At 33.9% G+C, this 18637-nt stretch carries 17 protein-coding genes; 3 read left to right on the top strand and 14 right to left on the bottom strand.

The window, feature by feature from the left end:
* Window positions 1-6: 6 nt before the first annotated feature.
* The 8 genes from CN692_RS19935 to CN692_RS19900 all read right to left on the bottom strand — a co-directional run bounded on the left by CN692_RS19935 (window position 7) and on the right by CN692_RS19900 (window position 11698).
* A complete protein-coding gene (locus CN692_RS19935) occupies window positions 7-1020 on the bottom strand; it encodes a sugar kinase (protein WP_098120867.1) in 1014 nt (337 codons plus the stop codon).
* On the bottom strand, window positions 1013-1765 hold the full coding sequence (gene dagF / locus CN692_RS19930) for a 2-dehydro-3-deoxy-phosphogluconate aldolase (RefSeq protein ID WP_098120866.1): 753 nt from the start codon (window positions 1763-1765) through the stop codon (window positions 1013-1015). The genes CN692_RS19935 and dagF overlap by 8 nt, the downstream gene beginning before the upstream one ends.
* Window positions 1765-2871 carry a DgaE family pyridoxal phosphate-dependent ammonia lyase gene (locus CN692_RS19925; protein WP_098120865.1) on the bottom strand — a complete coding sequence of 369 codons (1107 nt, stop codon included), beginning with the start codon at window positions 2869-2871 and terminating at the stop codon, window positions 1765-1767. Before CN692_RS19925 ends, dagF begins: the two co-directional genes overlap by 1 nt.
* On the bottom strand, window positions 2849-3952 hold the full coding sequence (locus CN692_RS19920) for an amidohydrolase/deacetylase family metallohydrolase (RefSeq protein ID WP_098120864.1): 1104 nt from the start codon (window positions 3950-3952) through the stop codon (window positions 2849-2851). Before CN692_RS19920 ends, CN692_RS19925 begins: the two co-directional genes overlap by 23 nt.
* Window positions 3953-4268: 316 nt before the next feature.
* A complete protein-coding gene (locus CN692_RS19915; RefSeq protein WP_098120863.1) occupies window positions 4269-8369 on the bottom strand; it encodes a S8 family serine peptidase in 4101 nt (1366 codons plus the stop codon).
* 551 nt (window positions 8370-8920) lie between these two features.
* Entirely contained in the window at window positions 8921-9604 is a 684-nt protein-coding gene (locus CN692_RS19910; RefSeq protein WP_098120862.1) for a response regulator transcription factor, read from the bottom strand.
* Window positions 9605-9616: 12 nt separating this feature from the next.
* Window positions 9617-10744 carry a sensor histidine kinase gene (locus tag CN692_RS19905; protein ID WP_098120861.1) on the bottom strand — a complete coding sequence of 376 codons (1128 nt, stop codon included), beginning with the start codon at window positions 10742-10744 and terminating at the stop codon, window positions 9617-9619.
* 270 nt (window positions 10745-11014) lie between these two features.
* Entirely contained in the window at window positions 11015-11698 is a 684-nt protein-coding gene (locus CN692_RS19900; protein WP_098120860.1) for a hypothetical protein, read from the bottom strand.
* Window positions 11699-12144: 446 nt separating this feature from the next.
* Between CN692_RS19900 and CN692_RS19895 the strand changes: the two genes are divergently transcribed.
* From CN692_RS19895 to CN692_RS19885, 3 genes are all read left to right on the top strand, one after another.
* A complete protein-coding gene (locus tag CN692_RS19895; protein WP_098120859.1) occupies window positions 12145-12594 on the top strand; it encodes a hypothetical protein in 450 nt (149 codons plus the stop codon).
* A 156-nt stretch (window positions 12595-12750) separates the two neighbouring features.
* Window positions 12751-13473 (top strand): alpha/beta fold hydrolase, encoded by a 723-nt coding sequence (locus tag CN692_RS19890; RefSeq protein WP_098120858.1) that lies wholly within the window; start codon window positions 12751-12753, stop codon window positions 13471-13473.
* 291 nt (window positions 13474-13764) lie between these two features.
* Complete coding sequence (locus tag CN692_RS19885; protein WP_098120857.1) at window positions 13765-14004, top strand: hypothetical protein; 240 nt, start codon at window positions 13765-13767, stop codon at window positions 14002-14004.
* A gap of 115 nt (window positions 14005-14119) precedes the next feature.
* On the opposite strand, the gene tsaA is transcribed toward CN692_RS19885, so the two are convergent.
* The 6 genes from tsaA to CN692_RS19855 form a co-directional block, all read right to left on the bottom strand.
* Window positions 14120-14578 carry a tRNA (N6-threonylcarbamoyladenosine(37)-N6)-methyltransferase TrmO gene (gene tsaA, locus CN692_RS19880; protein ID WP_098120856.1) on the bottom strand — a complete coding sequence of 153 codons (459 nt, stop codon included), beginning with the start codon at window positions 14576-14578 and terminating at the stop codon, window positions 14120-14122.
* 160 nt (window positions 14579-14738) lie between these two features.
* Window positions 14739-15440, bottom strand: a complete 702-nt coding sequence (locus CN692_RS19875) for a hypothetical protein (RefSeq protein WP_098120855.1) — start codon at window positions 15438-15440, stop codon at window positions 14739-14741.
* Complete coding sequence (locus tag CN692_RS19870) at window positions 15437-16315, bottom strand: ABC transporter ATP-binding protein (protein WP_098120854.1); 879 nt, start codon at window positions 16313-16315, stop codon at window positions 15437-15439. Before CN692_RS19870 ends, CN692_RS19875 begins: the two co-directional genes overlap by 4 nt.
* Before the next feature lie 12 nt (window positions 16316-16327).
* Window positions 16328-16699 (bottom strand): GntR family transcriptional regulator, encoded by a 372-nt coding sequence (locus tag CN692_RS19865; protein ID WP_098120853.1) that lies wholly within the window; start codon window positions 16697-16699, stop codon window positions 16328-16330.
* A gap of 167 nt (window positions 16700-16866) precedes the next feature.
* Complete coding sequence (locus CN692_RS19860) at window positions 16867-17319, bottom strand: S-Ena type endospore appendage (protein ID WP_098120852.1); 453 nt, start codon at window positions 17317-17319, stop codon at window positions 16867-16869.
* Window positions 17320-17476: 157 nt separating this feature from the next.
* A partial coding sequence (locus CN692_RS19855; RefSeq protein WP_142317556.1) for a collagen-like protein occupies window positions 17477-18637 on the bottom strand: 1161 nt, incomplete at its 5' end.

The raw sequence follows: 18637 nt of genomic DNA, 5'->3' as shown, positions 1-18637 counted from the left end.
TCTCCTCTAACGCTTAATATCATCAATTGTTCCAGCCATTGCTGAAAGAATGTCATCTTCTGTTGACATTGGGGTATCCCCGACGATCGTACATGCTAACATTCCCGCTGCAGCTGCGAATTTTACCGTTTTACTAGGTGAAAAACCAGCCAATTCGCCATGTAAAATGCCACTAGTATAAGCATCTCCAGCTCCAATACGATCATATACAGAAAATGATATATTTTCAGAGAAAGAAAACTCTTCATCCGTGTATATGTAACCCATAAGAGAGTGCGTATTGTCACTGTTTATTGAACGATGCGTCCCAGAAATAGTTTTTATATTAAATCGATTTGCTACTTGTGGAATTAGATCCTTTAGTTGTTCTTCTCTAGAAGTTTCTACTGTCTCCATTCCTAACACATACATTGCATCTTTTTCATTCATCATGACGATATCTGCTAATGATAGCATGTCTTCATAATGTGGTTTTGCTTTTTCGTATCCACCATCCCATAGAGAAGGTCTATAGTTACAGTCGAAACAAACTAATCCGCCATTTTCTTTTACTTTTTTAGCAAGGATTTTCATCGTTTCTCGAACATCATCCGTCATTGCTAGTGTAATTCCGCAAAAATGAATAACTTCTGCTTGTTTAGCAATTAAGTCCAGATCATAATCGGTAAGTGAAGCAGTATTAAAACTACTTTCTAATCGATTCGTATAGGTTACACGGCTAGCGCGTTGGCCAAATCCATTTTCTAAAAAGTACAGTCCAAGATATTTGCCGCCTCTAGAAATATAGTTTCGGTTTACCCCTAATCGTTGTAAGAAAGCAATTGCCGCATCACCTAATGGATTATTAGGTAATTTTGTAACGAGAAATCCGTCATGTCCAAGCTTTGTCATTGCAGAAGCAACATTCACTCCAGTTCCTGAAAACGAATATTGTAATGCGTTAGACTGTGCCAGTAGTTCATACCCTGGCACCTGCAATCGCATCATTACTTCTCCAAAAGCAACGATCTGTTTACGCATATTTTTCAACCAAATTTTTAGTAATTGCTAATAATTTTCTTACATCTTCAGGATTAGTTTTTCCAGTTTCTTCATTAATAATAGAAGAATAAACGTGTGGAATAATTTTTGATACTTTTTCTTGTAAAGCGATTTCTAAAATTTCCTCAAAGTTTTCTAAATCAATTCCACCAGTAGGCTCTAAAGCAAATCCTTCTTCGCCACAAGCTTTAGCTACAGCACGGTACTCTTCAACATGCTTTAACCCTTTCATTGGGAAGTATTTAATTGCATTACCACCCATGTCGCGAATTAGGGCAATTGCAGACTTGATTGGTACAATCGCTGTTTCACTAGCTGCACTCACAGGACCTGTAGAAATATTTACATATCCTACTTTACCTGTTGGTGATACAAGTGAATTAATCCAGCTATCTTTTTCACCTAAATTAGCGCGTGTTGCTCCTACTGCAGGAAATACTTGATTAATATGGCTTCCTGGATAATATTTTGCGATTTCAGCTACAACTGCTGCTTGTCTGTTATCTCCAGCTCCAAGACCAATCGAAACAGCCTCATCAATAGCTTCACCATATTCCTTCATAGCTGATACTCCAGCCTCGACAGTAGGGTAATCTTTTGAAAGAACTCCTACTAACACATGGCCTTCTGCTGCTTCAAAAACCTCAACTGCATTTTCAATACTATTTGCTAATACATTTAGTGCCACACGGTTTTTATAAAAACGTTTTTCAATATTTGTCATTATTCATTTCCCCCTAAAATTGCTCTTAACCTAGCTTCAATTACATAAATATCATCTGCTTGTAATGGTCGTGGATCGATATCGAAAAAGCCTTGGCGAACGCCATAATCGCGAGTATAAATCGCAATATTACCGTTTCTCAGCTGATCATTAACTTCTTTTGCAGTTGTATTAGTTACAACCGGATCTATTTGAATTCGAGCTCTAAAAATAGCGCGTCCAGCTTCATCTTGTACAATTGTTATTTTTAAACCATCGATTGACTCAAGTGATTTTAAAACTTGTAAACTAGCTTTTTCATTTTCACTATTATCTGTTTTTAAGAAATACTCATCCAATGCTTGTAACAGTCCAAAAGTTGTTTCTTTTCCAACTTTCATACTTCTACCGATACAGTGCAATTGCACTTTTAACCAATCGATATATTTTTGCTTACCAGCTACGATACCTGAAGTAGGTCCTTCAATCGCTTTTGAACCACTATAGATTGCTAAATAGGAAAATTTTACATATTTTTCTAAATCTTCCTCAGCAGCAGCATCTACAATTAATGGAACATTTTTTGCCTTTGCTACTTCCCAAGCTTCTTCAACTGAAATCATATTCTTTTGAACAGCATGGTGAGATTTAACGTATAAGACAGCAGCAGTATTTTCATTAATCGCATCAGCAATATGCTCGGCTTTACCTTCGTTAGCATAGCCAACTTCCACTAATTTACCTCCACCGAGGAAAATCATTGTTTCAACAGGAGCACCATACTGGACGTTATGTCCTTTAAGCATGACAATCTCATTTTTTTGAATTGGTTCTTGGTGTAATCTCTCGCTTTTACGGCGGTTACCTTCAGTAACAATTGCAGCTACCGAAAGAGCAATCCCACTTGAAGCTGAATTAACTACAACTGCTGCTTCAGACTTAAGTAACCCTGCAATATGAGCCCCAGCTTTATCAACTAAGTCTGAAATTTCAACATAATTTTGTCCGCCAGTTTTCATTGCTTCCATAACTGTGTCTGTTGGAGCAGAAACACCAAGTATACTCATCCTACCACTTGCATTAATCACTCTTTTTAAACCATATTTAGCATTCAATGTGTTCTCCATTAATAACCACTCCTTTTACGACGATTTTTTGTTCTGCTGTTTTTTCATCACCTTCAGAATCAATTAAAGATGTTTGCTCATCCTCGACTGTAAACAGTGTAAGGTTTGCGAGATCTCCGATTGAAATTCTTCCAAGTTCAGGTTTCTTTAGCCATTTTGCTGCATTTACAGTAACGGCATTAATGATTTCTTCTAAAGAGTAACCTAGATATAAAAATTTTGTTAAAACATTTGCCATATTATAAACTGGGCCATTTAATCGATTTTTTCGATAAATATCAGTACTAATCGTATCGAATTTTATTCCATATTCTTTAGCATGCATTGCCGTTTTGAAAGAGAAACTTGCATTGCCGTGACCTACATCTAAATGAACACCACGATTGATTGCATCTAGTAGCTTAGGAAGAGGTCTTCCACTTTCATCAAACAAATTATTTGATTTGCCATTTAAGTAATGCGTAATAATATCCTTATTTTCAAGTAAATCTAGTACATCATTAATATTTGGCGGTCCTGAGCCAATATGCACCATAAGTGGTAAATCGGTTTCTTTAGAAAACTTACGTGCTATTTTTAACGGTTTTACACCGTTTGAACCTACTACACTTTTACTAATTCTTGCTTTCAGTCCCACGATAAAATCTTTATGTTCTGCAACTGTTTTGATGAGTTGTTCCTCATCCAACCAATTTAGATTTGATAACTCATCAATTCGTTCTAAACCAATTCGTGAAATATTCAAAAAGGCGAATACATTTGTTTTTGAATTTTTACAGCTATTCACTAATTTTGATAAATTATCTGCGCCTGTGCTACCGGCATCAATAATTGTTGTTACCCCTGTTTTATAACCAATCTCGTCGACATCATCTCCATACGGTTCAAATTCAGCAAATGCATGGACATGCATATCAATCCAACCGCTAGATACATATACTTTATGATTGTAATCAACTAAGTTCTGACCATTTCCAGTTCCAGCAGTTACAATGTCAACAATCTTTCTATTTTCTACTATGATATCTACAGAACTTCCGTTTATCATTTTTACATTCTGCAGTACGAAATGATCTTTCATTTCCCTCATCCTTTTCAGTAACCAATAAATTAATTATTGAATTCGTTTTCAAGTTTCTTATTTATTATTCCAATGTAGAATAACATCTATTTTTCGATTAGTCAATATAACGTTATAATGTTTAAATCTTTTTTTATTCTATTTTTTATGGATTGCTTTATTATCTGCTAGTTAATAAGCATAAACATTAATATAATCGGGTAAAGTCAGTGTCTATTTTTCATATAACAAAAATAATTTTTTATTATACAAAAAAAACTTGTAGACATGGAACGAATTCCAATTTGTCTACAAGCCTAATAAATTGTCTTACTTATTATTTAAGTCCTAATTCACTTTTAATATCTTCAAGTGTTTTCCCTTTATATTTTTGTACAGGTTTTGGTGCATTTTCAGCATATTGATTTTGTAGTAAATAATTTTTTTCAAATAATGCAAAGTCTTTTGCATCTACGACTTTATCAAAATTAAGATCGGCACTTCGTTTATTTGTTCCCCAATATGTTTGAAGATATAAAGCGTCCATTACATCGATTACATTATCTTTATTTATATCGCCTGCATATTCTCTTACAGTTGGGTACGAAATATTTTCACCAATATTAATTTCTCGATCTTTTCGACCAATTTCCATAGGCGTATATGTCGTAAAATGACCAGGAACATCTACGATAACCGTATATACTTGTTCTGAAATTGGAAGTTTACTAAATACTACGTTGCCGTTCTTTTGAACTTCTCCATTATATATTATACCTTTTGAGTCTTTTGCTTTAACATCTGCACCAATCGTCGTGTAATCAATGGCAAAATTAAAACTTCCGTTTGCATTTAATAATGCTTCAGCATTGAGTTTTGCCGTAGCAGTTGAGCTTGCAGCATAACTTGGAATTAAACCAACTTGAGTATATGGACTAATTGTTTTACCATTATTATCTTTATAATTTGATGAAGTTATAAAGAAAAATATCGTACTTACATTGACATATTCGTTTTCGTTCGTATCTACATTCATATCAAATAAAGGTAAATCACCATTCAATCCATCTCCAGGTGCTTTAATATTAATTGTATTTGATTTACTCGTAGTTCCTGTTGAAGTAACTGTAAACTGTGTATCGTCGGATAAAGATGCATTTTTACTTAATACAACTGACTTAAAAAATCTAGAAGTGTAGTCAAATTTTAATGTTAAATCTTTTGCATTTTGTAAGCCGTGTGCATAAAATGTATACGTTAATTTGTCACCCATTGTAAACGACTCTTTATTTGGTTTAGCGTAAATAAATTGTGTACCTGGTTTCATATAGTAAATAATTTTTGCATTTGTTGAATTACCTGCTCGATCTGCTCCTACAAATTGAAGCATATTGACTGCGTTAGGTGAATCAACAGATATTTCTTTTGAAAACTTACCATTTGCATCTGAAGCAATGCCAAAAGCTGGTGAATTCGGTCCGTACCAAACATTATTTGTTGCTTGAGTTACACTCATGCCGCTTGCTTCCATTTGTTTTGCTTCATCATCTATAACACTACCTGATAACGTGACTGTCTTTTGTCCAGGTGCCAATTCAACAAATGGTAAATCACCTTTAGGTAGCGCATTTGTATTATCAAGTATAAAGTTTGGACGGTTATTGTCTATATAAACTTGGTCAATCTTTGTAAACTGTTTACCATCCGCATTTGTACCAATAACTTTCATTTTATATAACCCGTCGGTAGCTAAAACCGATGTTCCTCCAATCGGTTGTTTAGAATTCCCTGTAAATGGAAAGTATCTTCCAGCAAATGCTTTTTGCAGGTAATAATCTGTATCTACATTTGCACCAGAAATATCTGCAGTACCGATTATCCCTAAATCTTTATTTGTTTTTGCATCCTGTAAAATAAAATCCATTGTTTTCATAGGTGAATTTAATTTAAAATCTAAATCAGACGCCTTAACACTATATGGGTTAGTTGCACGATTAGTAGAAATGCTTGGTGAGTGAGCTCTAAAATATTCAAATCCTTCTTCTACTAAACGGAATCCAAAAGGAATTTGATAATGATCATTTGGGTCCTTCTCATTCACAACTTGAATATAGCCTTCATAAGTCCCTTTATTTGCAGAAGCCGGTATGCTTAGTTTTGCAGCAATCTTTTCCTGAGATTTCGGATCAATTTTAATGCTTTTTGGTACTGTTATACTAACCCCATTTGCATCCGCATCTAAAGAACCTCGTGCGCCAACATTATATTCAACTGAAACAGTATATTTTTGCGCTTTTTCAGAATGATTCGTAATTAAAATAGTAGTCTTTTTCGAAATATCATTTTTACTAGATGGAATAAACCCATAACTTAGTCCTCCAGTTTGCTCGTCAATCATGACTTTTTCATTATTTCTGATGAAAGGTGTTGTATCCTGTACTGCTAATTCAACTGGTGAATAAATCGCTTCATAAGGGTCCACTCTACCAGCCCCTACTTCAAACACACTATATTTACTTCTTAAAGGATCTGCAGTATTCATCAAAACAGTTTTTATATCTGCTGGAGTATAGTCAGGATGTGCTTGTAAAAGTAATGCAGCAATCCCACTGACATGTGGAGTTGCCATTGATGTTCCAGACATTCTCATGTATGCAGAAGAATAATCAGTTACATCAGTTTTGTTGTTTATATATGAAGGAACAGTTGATAATACATCAACACCAGGTGCTGTGACTTCTGGTTTTATGTCGTATAAAGTTCCCGATGGGCCACGAGAGCTAAAGCTAGCTAAATCATCACCAGGAATTTCAGCTTCGCCAATATTTCCAAATGTTACAGAAGGTGTTCCATTTGTAAATAAATCCTTTATCGTCAATCCATCTATATTTGTCATCGAAAATACTGGAATATTATCATTGCTTTCTCCTAAATAATACGGAATTTGCCCTTCAGAAGCATTGTTGTTGTATATGATTACACCAACAGCACCATTTTGTTTTGCATAGTTCATTTTATCAACTAGTGCATATGTACCGCGAGCAACAAACGCAATCTTACCTTGTACATTTTTCCCAGTATAATCAGTAGCTCCGCCTTCACCTACGTTGACAATATCAAATGTTTTTCCAGACATATTTGTGAAATTATCTGTCCACTTTTTCGTCATCAATTGTAAAGTGCTGTTTGTTCCTTTACCATTGACTGAAAAATCACTTGCAAATGTTGTTACTTTAGTAGGAACAGAACTAGCTCCAACAGTTAATGCAAGTGCCGCTGCGCCTGGCGAACCTAAAGTATATAAACTGTCACCAGCGTTTCCTGCAGCAACAACAGCTGTAACGCCATTTAATACAGCATTGTCAATCGCTAAGCTTGTAGCTTCTAAAGGATCATTTAATGTCGATCCTAAAGAAAGATTAATAACATTCATTCCATCTTTAACGGAACGATCGATACCTGCGATAACTGCTGAATTCGAACCAGATCCATATGGACCTAATACTCGGTATACATACAAATCTGAATCAGGGGCTACCCCAGTTACTTTATACTCAGAATTGTTTTTCGCACGACCTGCAATTGTCCCTGAAACATGTGTCCCATGTTCTGTGTAATATGTGCTTCCATTAACAATTTCAGCCTTTTTAGAAGTTTTCCACTGATCATATGTAGTTTCCATCGGATCATTATCGTTATCAACAAAATCATATCCACCCTTATATGCATCTTTTAAATCAGGATGGTTATAATCAATACCGGTATCGATCACACCTATTTTTATATTTTTTCCTGTAAAACCTTCTTCATGTAATTTATCAATCTTTAAAAATGGTAAACTATCAACCTTTGTTTCATCTTTAGCTTCTGCAGATTCAGTAGGTGGGGTAATTTGAACTGTTGAGTCACTATAAACAGCTTTAACTGTATCCATTTTTAACAAATCTTTAATTTGATTTGCTGGAAGTGTCAATGAGACACCGTTAAAGGCGTTCTGATATGTATACTTAATTCGATATTTTTCCTTACCAGCCTTCGCTTTATTTCCCATTTTTTCTTGTAATTGCTGTTTAAAGCGTACATGAGACTTCGTTACATTCTCATTCGCTTTTTTTAAAGTAATCGATTCACCTTCTGTAGCTTTCTCAAATTGCGCTACTTTTGCCGGACGTTCTTTAAATTCAACAATTACAGATACTTCTTTATCGCTTGACAAGTCGATATCACCAGATAATCGTAAACCAGTCTTTGATTCAGCAATATTTAATTGTTTCAAAGCTGTTCTTTGTTCCGACGTAAGAGATTTAAGAATGCTTTCTGCTTCACTCGAAACTGCATAAACTGGCTTTTTCGTCACCATTGTGGTTCCTAAAATCGTACTGCTAGCTAAAGCAAGGACTGATGTAGCTTGAAATATCTTACCGCTTAACCCCTTCATTTAAATAACCTCCAACTCTCTTCTAATAGTAGATAAAGAAAACGACAAATTCTTAGTTAATTTTTCAGAAAAATCGCTCAATTTACATTATAACGATTGTTTTTCGTGAAAAGTATTGGGGGAATTTTAATAAAAGAAGGGAAAAATTAAAGGTCAATAAAAAACATTTAATGTCGTATTAAGTAAAATAAATTAAAAAAATCGAAATCCACTTATCCTTTTTATAGAATTTCCATCAAAACTTTCAAAAAAATAATTTGGGGGAAAATGTAATACTTTCACCTTTTTTAATAGCCTATTCATTTTAATTAATGAAAATTTAACGATTATTTTATAGTAGTAGACCCGAAGGTTTGGAAAAATCTGCAACACATGCAAAAAAAAATGTCCCAAAATTAAGAGATATTTTAGGACAATCTTTTCTTTTTTAAAGACTCTGTTTTATATATATTATTGATTTTTTTATGTAATCACAGATTAGTTCAATATGAATTCACTTAAAAACAATCATAAATTTTGAGGAACGAATTAATCAAGGATTCTTTTAGAAGCTATTTATTAAATCGATATCCTGTACCCCAAAGTGTTTCAATGTACTCTGGATTGGAAGGATCTTTTTCTAGCTTTTTTCGAATTTTTTGAATATGAACCGCAACAGTTGCCGTGTCTCCGAGACTGTCATCGCCCCAAATCCGATCAAATAAGTGCTCCTTTGTGAAAACAACATTTGCATTTTGAGCTAAAAACAGTAATAAATCGTACTCTTTCGTTGTAAAAGACACTTCTTTCCCACGGATGGAAACTTTGTGTGAGGTAGCATCAATGTCTAAGCCCCGAATACTGATTAGGGAAACGACGTTTGAATGTCCTTTCAATCGCTTATAACGGTTAAGGTGAGATTTCACCCTTGCTAAAAGTTCAGCAGGACTAAATGGCTTCGTTAAATAATCGTCTGCGCCGTAATCTAATCCTCGAATTTTAGAAATATCTTCATTTTTGGCTGAAACAACGATGATGGGAATTTCGTACTTTTCACGTACTTCTTTGATAATTTCGAAACCGTTTTTGTTTGGGAGCATCAGATCAACAATAAGCAGATCGTAATTCCCAGTCAAAGCTTCTTTGCTCCCAAGCGAACCATCAGTCTCAATCGTTACATCGTAGCCATTTAAGCCGAGATAATCTTTTTCAAGTTCAGCGATATTCAAATCGTCTTCTACGATCAGTATATTCACGAAATCCCCTCCTTAGTTGGTCGTGTTCATTACCCTTAAATAAATATGAAAACTAGTCCCTTTTCCAAGTTCGCTTTCTACTTCAATCTTCCCACCCATTGCCTCAATCAATTCCTTTGAAATAGAAAGTCCAAGACCAGTAGATTCAAGATTTTTTGTTCTTGCATCTTCCACTCGATAAAATCTTTCAAAAATTCTCTCTAAGTTTGCTTTTGTAATTCCTTTTCCGTTATCTCGAATTGTAATTTTTATTTCATTTTCAAAAGATGAAAGGATCATTTCTACTTGCAGATTCTCGTTGTCCCCATATTTCAATGAATTACTAACAATATTTTGAATGGATTGATGTAGTCTTTTTCGGTCTACTTTTACAACTTTCGTATGTTCCGTCAGATCAGAGAAAATATACTCTAGACCCCTTTCATGAAAATCAAACTTATATTCTTCTGAAAGATCAGCCATGAATGGGTTAATTTCAACTTCCTCGATATCAAAATCAAGTTTCTGCATATCCAACTTCGAAAACAAAAATAAATCATCGATTAGCTTATTCATGTATTGAGCATTTTTCCAAATAACATCTAAGTACTGAGATTTTTTTTTGTCTGATAAAATTGTGCCGTCCTGCAATACTTCGATATAGCCTTGAATCGAAGTGATTGGCGTTTTTAAATCATGAGAAATATTGGTAACTAATAGTTTGCGATTTTCCTCGTATTCCTGTTTCAATTGTTCGCTCTCTTTTAATTTTCGTACCATTTGATTGAAAGAAGAAATCAAATGCCCGACATCATTGTGTGTATCTACTTTTACCTCAATATCTAGATTTCCATCAGCAACTTCGCTCATGCCTTTTTTTAATTTTTCAATCGGATGCACGATCTTTCCTTCAAAATTTCTTTGGAATCGAGAACCGATAAAACCAATAAGTAACACGATAATGACGATGCCAAATTGAGCTGGTCGCCCGATCCAAGAGAAAACTGTAAATAGACCGATAATATTTAAGCAAATCGTGATTGGGATAAAAATTCTAAAAAAACGCACGAATTTTCTTATATCGTTGCGATGAGGTTTATGCCCTCTATGATAGGAAGAGAAATGCGGTCTTTCTTTCTTACTATTTTGTCTCCAAGTCATTTTGACTCCGCCTTGTTTTTATTGGATGGTTAATTAATTTGCCATTTCATCTATTAATAGTATTGGTGTTTCTTTAGTCATTTTATTATATGATTGTATGAAATAGATAGATAGAAATTGACAAATAAAAGCTGAATATAAAATAAAGAAAGTCTAAGTGCGTGAACACTCGACTTTCTCGAATGATTAACAAAAATCACTTCTTTATTTAATCAATATATCCTGAAAATAATTGTACTCTTCTTCTGTGATTTCATGTGTTATGCTGTTTTATTTCCAAGTAAATGTTGATTGATATTTCAATTCCAACACTTCTTGCGGCGTATCTTCATGATTTTTTAAGCCTTTAGCATAGACAGTTAGACTTTCAATTTCGTTGTTTGTGTTAACATTCGCTTTCACTAAGAAGTTAGGGTCTTCCACTTCTTGTAAAAAACTCATTGGATTCTTGTTGGAACAGTTAGCTCTTTGCATACCCAACATGAACTTTTTGCGATTTTCACGCATTTCTTTGAAAGATTCTTTTAAGTCTTCCGGAATATCCTTTGAATCTAGCATGAGCGTTGCACCATTTTCAGTTTCTTGAACTTCAATACTGCTTAATAAACCAAAAAACATAGACGCTCTTGAGAATCCCATTTTAAATTTTGAAGGGAATTTATGTTCTTTTAATTCATCCTGTTTGATGTTTTCTTGACAGAATTCACTATTTTGGTATTCCCCATTGCCACCTTGTTCAAAAAATCCTCTGTTTCTGAATCCAGGACCAAAAGGTCTTCTGCCACGGTGTTGAAATGGGTGGAAAGAATGTTTAGTTAAATCCTTGTCAAACTCGCCACCAAAGAATGCTGTTTTTTGACCATTCTTTAAAATCTCAGCATCCAAATTTACTTTCACTTGCTCTTTTTTCTTCATTGTTTTTGTAATATCATACATTAATTTAATTTTGTTCATCTTCTTGAACCTCCAGTTATTAGGTATTGTTTCAAGCGTTTTTAAGCGAAAAGTAATTTCGAATTGAAATTTCTTAATCAACTACTTGAAGCAATCCGGTTTTTTTTTTGATTACCGAAGTAACCTACGAGAACAATCTTAACTTAGAGGTTTAAAATCCAAATAAAACGTATTTAAAAAGAAATTAAAAACTTTTTAAAAATTTTATAAAGTGATTATTTATTGTTGACTGGCAAAATGAGCTGCATGTTGAACTTAAGGCAATTAATCTTAGATGAGAGGTTAAAAAAACAATTCATTGGAAATGTAGACAATGGAGTTATGTCTTTAATTTCATATATGAAAAAAGTACAAAAAATCTCATCAATTGAGAGCAAAAACACTTGAAGTGACTAATATAAAAAATAGAAAATAAATTCGGAAATTTTTTTTAGAGGAGTGATTTTGTGCAAAAGAATTTAGTTTTTCACATTCCAACTTATACGGACGATCATTCAACCTTTCCCAAACCCGTGAATGAGGAATATGATTATTGGACCCCTTTAATAAAATACTTTTTACTAAAATCTGATACGATTGAAATTCATTGTTGGAATGAAGAAATTGACACATTTGAAGAAATAAAAAAACTCAATTCTTTTGAAATATATAAAGAAGATCGTATTACTATCCTTAAGGGTATGAAAAACTCAATTCTTTCGATGTATCTATCGAAACATCATATCAATAATATCGGAGAGTTCAAATGGTTCACAGTTAATTTAAACAAAGGAATAGTGCCAGTATTTCATTCAGGTCATTGGGGAACTGAGTTCGTTGTAACTAATGCTAGTGAAAAAGACATTGAACTTATCAAAAGTATAATTCCAGCTAAAACAAGTTTTCATCAATATTAATGCATTTCTAAAGAGTAAGATAGTTGAAGGTCACGAGTCACAAAAATGGCTCGTTTTTTATTGAACAAAATGGGAAGCTAGCTAAATAAGGAAAAGGTATTAAACTGTAATTGTTGAATAGTAAAAAAGTATAAATTTATTAACGGGAGGTAACAAATGCTCTTAAATACCGAAGTTTTAGGAGAAGGTGAACCAATTGTCTTTTTACATACAGGTTTACAAACTGGAATGACTGACTTCGATTACCAAAGGGGTTATTTTGTACAAAAGAATAAAGTAATTCTACCAGATCTACGAGGGCACGGGAAATCAACAAGTAATGATTTATCTAATTTCTTTATAGATTCAGCAACAGATTTAACGGATACTTTTGAATATCATGAGATACAATCTGCTCATATTGTAGGTTGCTCTTTGGGTGCATTAGTAGCTTTATTTTTTAGTAAAAAGTTTCCCGAAAAGGTAAAAACTTTAACTATTTCTGGACTAATGCCAGAAAAGCCTACTGATTGGCTAGAAATCCACAAGAAAAATGTAGAACAACAATCAAAACTCTTACAGAATGAAGATGCCATCAATTATTTTAATAATCTTCATGGAGAAGGATGGAAACAGTTTATTTATATGGGTAGGAACGAAGATTGGTATCCTTTTGAAATAACCTGTGATTTAAGTGGACTCAAAATGCCAATTTTATTTATGGTTGGAGAGGGAAATCTACATGAAATTAAAGGAACTATTACATATCCGAATGCAGATAATGATATCCATGTAGCTGTCATCCCTTTCGCCTCTCATCTTGTACACATTGACCAACCAGAAATATACACTAATATATTAGAGAAATTCATATCTCAATATGAACTACATATTAACTAACCTATTTACAATTGGTAAATGGGTATTTTTTTGAAGAGTATTTCCTTTTCTAACTCAACTAGCGCATATTTTAGTTACATATGAGTTCTAAAGGTAGTCTAAATAGACAACCTTTATTAGTTCAAAAATCTACATTTAAAATTAACTGTGCTTTTTAAAAGTAAGTTCTGTTAGCGTAAATTGTTGATTTTCATATTCAACTAAATAACAGGATAGTTTAATAAGAATGCAGTGTATAAGGATTGTTTTATAATGTAAAATACACTGTAAAATTAAAAAAGGAGTAATATTTTGTTCAAAATATATAGGATTGTCTTTGCTATAATTGCACTAACAATATCAATTTTTGGTTTGATAACTAGTAATCACGAGTATCAACCGTTTGCAATTATATTAGTAAGTGTAACGATAATGATTAATGGCATAATTGAATTAAAGGTAAAACAAAAGAAATTTTCTTTTGAAAATCCAAGTATTATTGTAGCTTTATTTCTGTTTGTAGTTACAATCATTTTATTTTTATCCAACTAATACATATGTTAGTTGGATCGGAGTTCTAAAAGTTGTCTAATGAGACAACCTCTTTTTAAGTTCAAAAAACAACATTATAATTTAACAGTGCTAAAATTAAAAAATAATATCGTAATCACCAATATTTTTTCATTAAATACTTTGACCATTCTGCTTGTTTTATTTCGCCTTTTGGAAGAAACTCTCTCATGATTGGTTTAATATCAATTATTGGTGTGCTATCAATGGCATCCAATCCCTTCACCGTTAGGATTCGGCCATTATGTTTTAAAAGCTCTACAGTTGTTAACCCTAATTTATTCGGTCTATTTTTGCCTCTTTGGGCAAAAATTCCAACTTTTGGATACTTAGTATTATTTCTAGGATGTCTTGCATTGTATTGAATCATTTCGTCAGTAACTTTATCAAAATAAAAAATAATTTCAAGATGTGAAAAATCACTTATACCGCTGAATGCTTCTTCGTTTAATTCATCAACTAATTCGATTTCTGATACGATCGAACCCCAATAATCGTCTTCAATTTCTTTTCTTGAATTCTTCACAAAAGCGATTGGTTGAATAGCAAATGACATCATTCAATCTCCTAACTTATTTAATTTTTAATTACATTATAAAATAATGAAATGATAGGTTAATCTTAATTTTTATATTACTTGATTAGAAAAAAAGTATGCGATAAAACGCATACTTTTTTGCACATTTGATATAGTCAGGTCAGTTTTTAAAATACTTTTAATTTCTACCTTTCATTTTTAAAGGTGCATTTTTCATCATTGGATATGTTAAAAATTGAAGTACAATTCCTAATAGCCCGATTAACGAAAATAGATTGATCGGCTTAATAGTTAAAATCCATGAAAATAAGGTTGAACTTACACCACTTATTGATATGAAAGTAATGACAATACTTAAAATGACAAGTGTCATTAAAAAATAGAGAATACCTAAACGTCTAACTAATACAGCAATGAATGCTGAAAGACCTAGGATAATAAACCCGATCATTAGATCTACCCAATAATAAGTAAAGAAATGATATTCTGATGAAACTAATCTAGCAGGATGGAAAAAACGAAAACTATTTATTCCTTTGTCTAATAGTGCATTCATAATGAAATATAATATATTTAAGTAAGTTATGCTTGTTATTACCATAACTACTGCCATCACATTATATGATTTTAAAAACTGCCTTCTTGTACTTCCTAATCCAATTGCAACTTGAAACGGTATGACTAATGCTGCTACTGCAAATGTACAAATTCCCCCATAAGTCGGTCCAAATAATGCAGCTCCAGTTTGTAAAGGTATCTTAAATATTACACTAATCAATAAATAAACAACTGTTAGGAACAAAGTAATTAAAGAAAACAATTTAAAATACCATTTAAATTCATCAAAAACTAGTTGATAAGTACCTTGTATAGACCTCATTTTTTCACCCCTTTATTCTTATTAAGTGTTTTATTTATTAGGTAGTCTTGTAATGTTGCTTTTTCAATTGTAAGCTGATTTGTCTCAGCGATTTTTTTCCATTCAGCAGTAAATAGTTCATCAATCATTACTTTTTGGGTTGAACTTATTTTAGAAGAATCAAGTATTGAAACATTTTTAGTTACTTCTTTTATAACATCCATATCGCCTGATAGAATAATTCCTTTTTCTCTCATTACTTCCATTTGCTCATAAAATAATGACTTGCCATCATTTACAACAACCATTGTTTCACATAAAGGTTGAATTTCTTCAATATGATGCGTTGAAAGTAGAATGATTCTAGGGTTTTCTTCGTAACTTTCCAAAAGTGCATCGTAAAACTGTTTTCTTCTTACAGCATCTAATCCATTCGTTGGCTCATCGAGAATTGTTATTTTCGCATTACTTGCTAATCCTAAAATGATTTGTGCTGCAGTTTTCATTCCTTTCGAAAACTTTTCAATTTTTTTCCTTGGTGGTAACTCAAAGATTTCAACCAAATGTTCAGCAAACTCTTGATCCCAATTTGGATGAAAGTATTTACCATACCTTAACAGATCACCTATTCGCCAGTTATGACCAAAAGGATGATTTTCTTGTATATAACAAATATTTTCTAAAGCATTTAAATTATTATATGGCTCTTGACCTAATATTTTAATTGATCCTTGATCCGGTCTATAATGGCCTGCTAATAGACTCATTAAAGTTGTTTTTCCTGCGCCATTTCTTCCCCATAATGCAATAATCCTTGGCTCTGATTCAATAAAATTAAAATCAGTTAATACCGGCGTATTATTATAGGCATATGTTAGATTATTAATTTCGATCATTTTTTAATCCCCCTAATTTGAATCGTTTTTTCTTTTGATTAAATCAATTACCATCTCTTCGTCTAAATGAATTCTGTTAGCTTCTTTAAGTAAAGGTGCAACATATTCTTCATAAAACTGTTGTTTACGTTCTAGAATTAACTTTTCTTTTGCACCTTCAGAAACAAACATGCCTACACCTCTTTGTTTGAAAATAATTTCCTTATCAACTAACGCTTGTAGACCTTTCCTTGCTGTTGCAGGGTTAATATTAAAAAATCGTGATAACTCATTAGTTGAAGGTACTTGTTCACCTTCTTTAATTCTTCCATCAATAATTTCGTCCATAATCATAACCGCAATTTGTTGAAAAATTGGCTGTGATTCATCTAATGTTGGTTTCATTAGCAGCATCCTTCTCTATTTAGTTGTTTAGTTAGTTACTTGTGTAACTAACCATACCACTCTTTAAATCATATGTAAAGCTACTAAATAAAGTACGCCTATTTTTTGAAATATAAAAAAAGTTCATTGCAATTGTGCAATAAACTTAAAATTTTAAAAAATAGTTATTATTTTTCCAGAATTCTACCAGTAATACAATATTTCCCTTCTACATAGATTGGATTCTGACTACTTGATGGTAAGATTTTCACTGACTTTATATACTTACTTGTGTAACTATTCGTATTTCCTGGCAGCACCGTAATTAAATGAGTGCTATTGCTATTTATTTCAATTGTTATTGGGTCTGTACTACTTTCACTATTATAGATTGAAATTGTTGCAAGAGCAGTTAAATTTTCTCCTAACTCCCACAACACAACTGGTTGAACAAGAACTTCTTGAATAAAAATATTTCCACATAGATCGATTGGAATACATGGATCAAACTTTGGTGGTATTGGTATTGGAGAAGGTGGTGTAGGTGGTGCTGGCGGTGGAACAGGAGGCAGAGGAGGTGGGGGCGCAAGTGGTGAGGCAATACTTGGTAAATTCGGTTTATCTGGTCTTTTTGGTTTCAATTTAATCCCTCTCAATAGTAAAAAATTAAGAACTTATGTATGACTAAACTTTTAAACTATTAAGCCATACTGTTAAAAATTAAATTTTAATAAAAAGTGACCACAAAATAGCTTTCAATATAACTTGTAGTCACTTTTTAAACTAACAAATTGAATATTATCCGACTCTCACAATAGAAAGTGTAGCCGCCGTAGTCCCTGCTGCTAACGACACCGTCGCTGCTAATGTAGCTGACACCATAACTTGGATCGTGTCTCCAGCATTTACATTAATAATCACTTGATTGCTGACTAAACTGATCCCTATGGCAGCTGCAATGTTCGTACCTGCTACTCCAGCACCATTCCGAAATAATTGAAAAGTAGTTAACAAGGATAATGTAGGATACACCTGGTACGTTATCAAATACCTACCACTAGTATTAATTGTAAAAATAGTAGCTGTTGGGTTGTTAACTGTTATATCAGCCGATAAATTTTGTGCGTTAGGAAATGGTATAGGGGTTGGAGTTAATAAGGTAAGTGCTATTGTAGCTCCAGAAGTATTTGCAGCCGAGCCCGAAGTGGTAAAACTTGTTCCAGTTGCTCCTGTTCTTCCTGTTGCTCCGGTTACTCCGGTTGGACCCGTTGGACCGGTTGCTCCGGTCGGGCCGGTTATTCCCGTTGCTCCAGTTGGGCCCGTTGCACCTCTGTCTCCAGCTATTCCTGTTGCTCCTGTTACTCCAGTTGGGCCAGTTGTTCCAGTTGTTCCAGTTGTTCCAGTTGTTCCAGTTGTTCCAGTTGGGCCGGTTGTTCCAGTTGGGCCCGACGCGCCTCTATCTCCGGTTCTGCCTGTTGCTCCGGTTACACCAGTTGGGCCTGTTGATCCAGTTGAGCCTGTGGGTCCAGTATTTCCAGTGAAGCCTGTTACTCCAGTCGAGCCTGTTGTTCCGGTCGGGCCTGTTACTCCGGTTGCTCCTGTTATTCCCGTTGGGCCCGTTACTCCGGTCGAACCTGTTATTCCGGTTGCTCCTGTTATTCCAGTTGGGCCGGTTACTCCAGTTGGACCTGTTATTCCCGTTGAGCCTGTTACTCCAGTTGGACCTGTTATTCCCGTTATTCCTGTTGCTCCTGTTGTTCCGGTCGGGCCTGTTACTCCGATCGGACCTGTTACTCCAGTTGGGCCTGTTATTCCCGTTGAGCCTGTGGGACCAGTATTTCCAGTGAAGCCTGTTATTCCGGTCAGGCCGGTTACTCCAGTCGGTCCGGTTGTTCCCGTCGGACCGGTTACTCCTGTTTCTCCTGTTGGACCTGTTATCCCCGTCGGACCTGTTACTCC

The organism is Bacillus sp. AFS002410 (genome assembly GCF_002556365.1).
Taxonomy (GTDB): Bacteria; Bacillota; Bacilli; order Bacillales; family Bacillaceae_G; genus Gottfriedia.
Note: the sequence above shows the minus strand (reverse complement) of the source record. Positions and strands in the feature narration are given on the sequence as shown.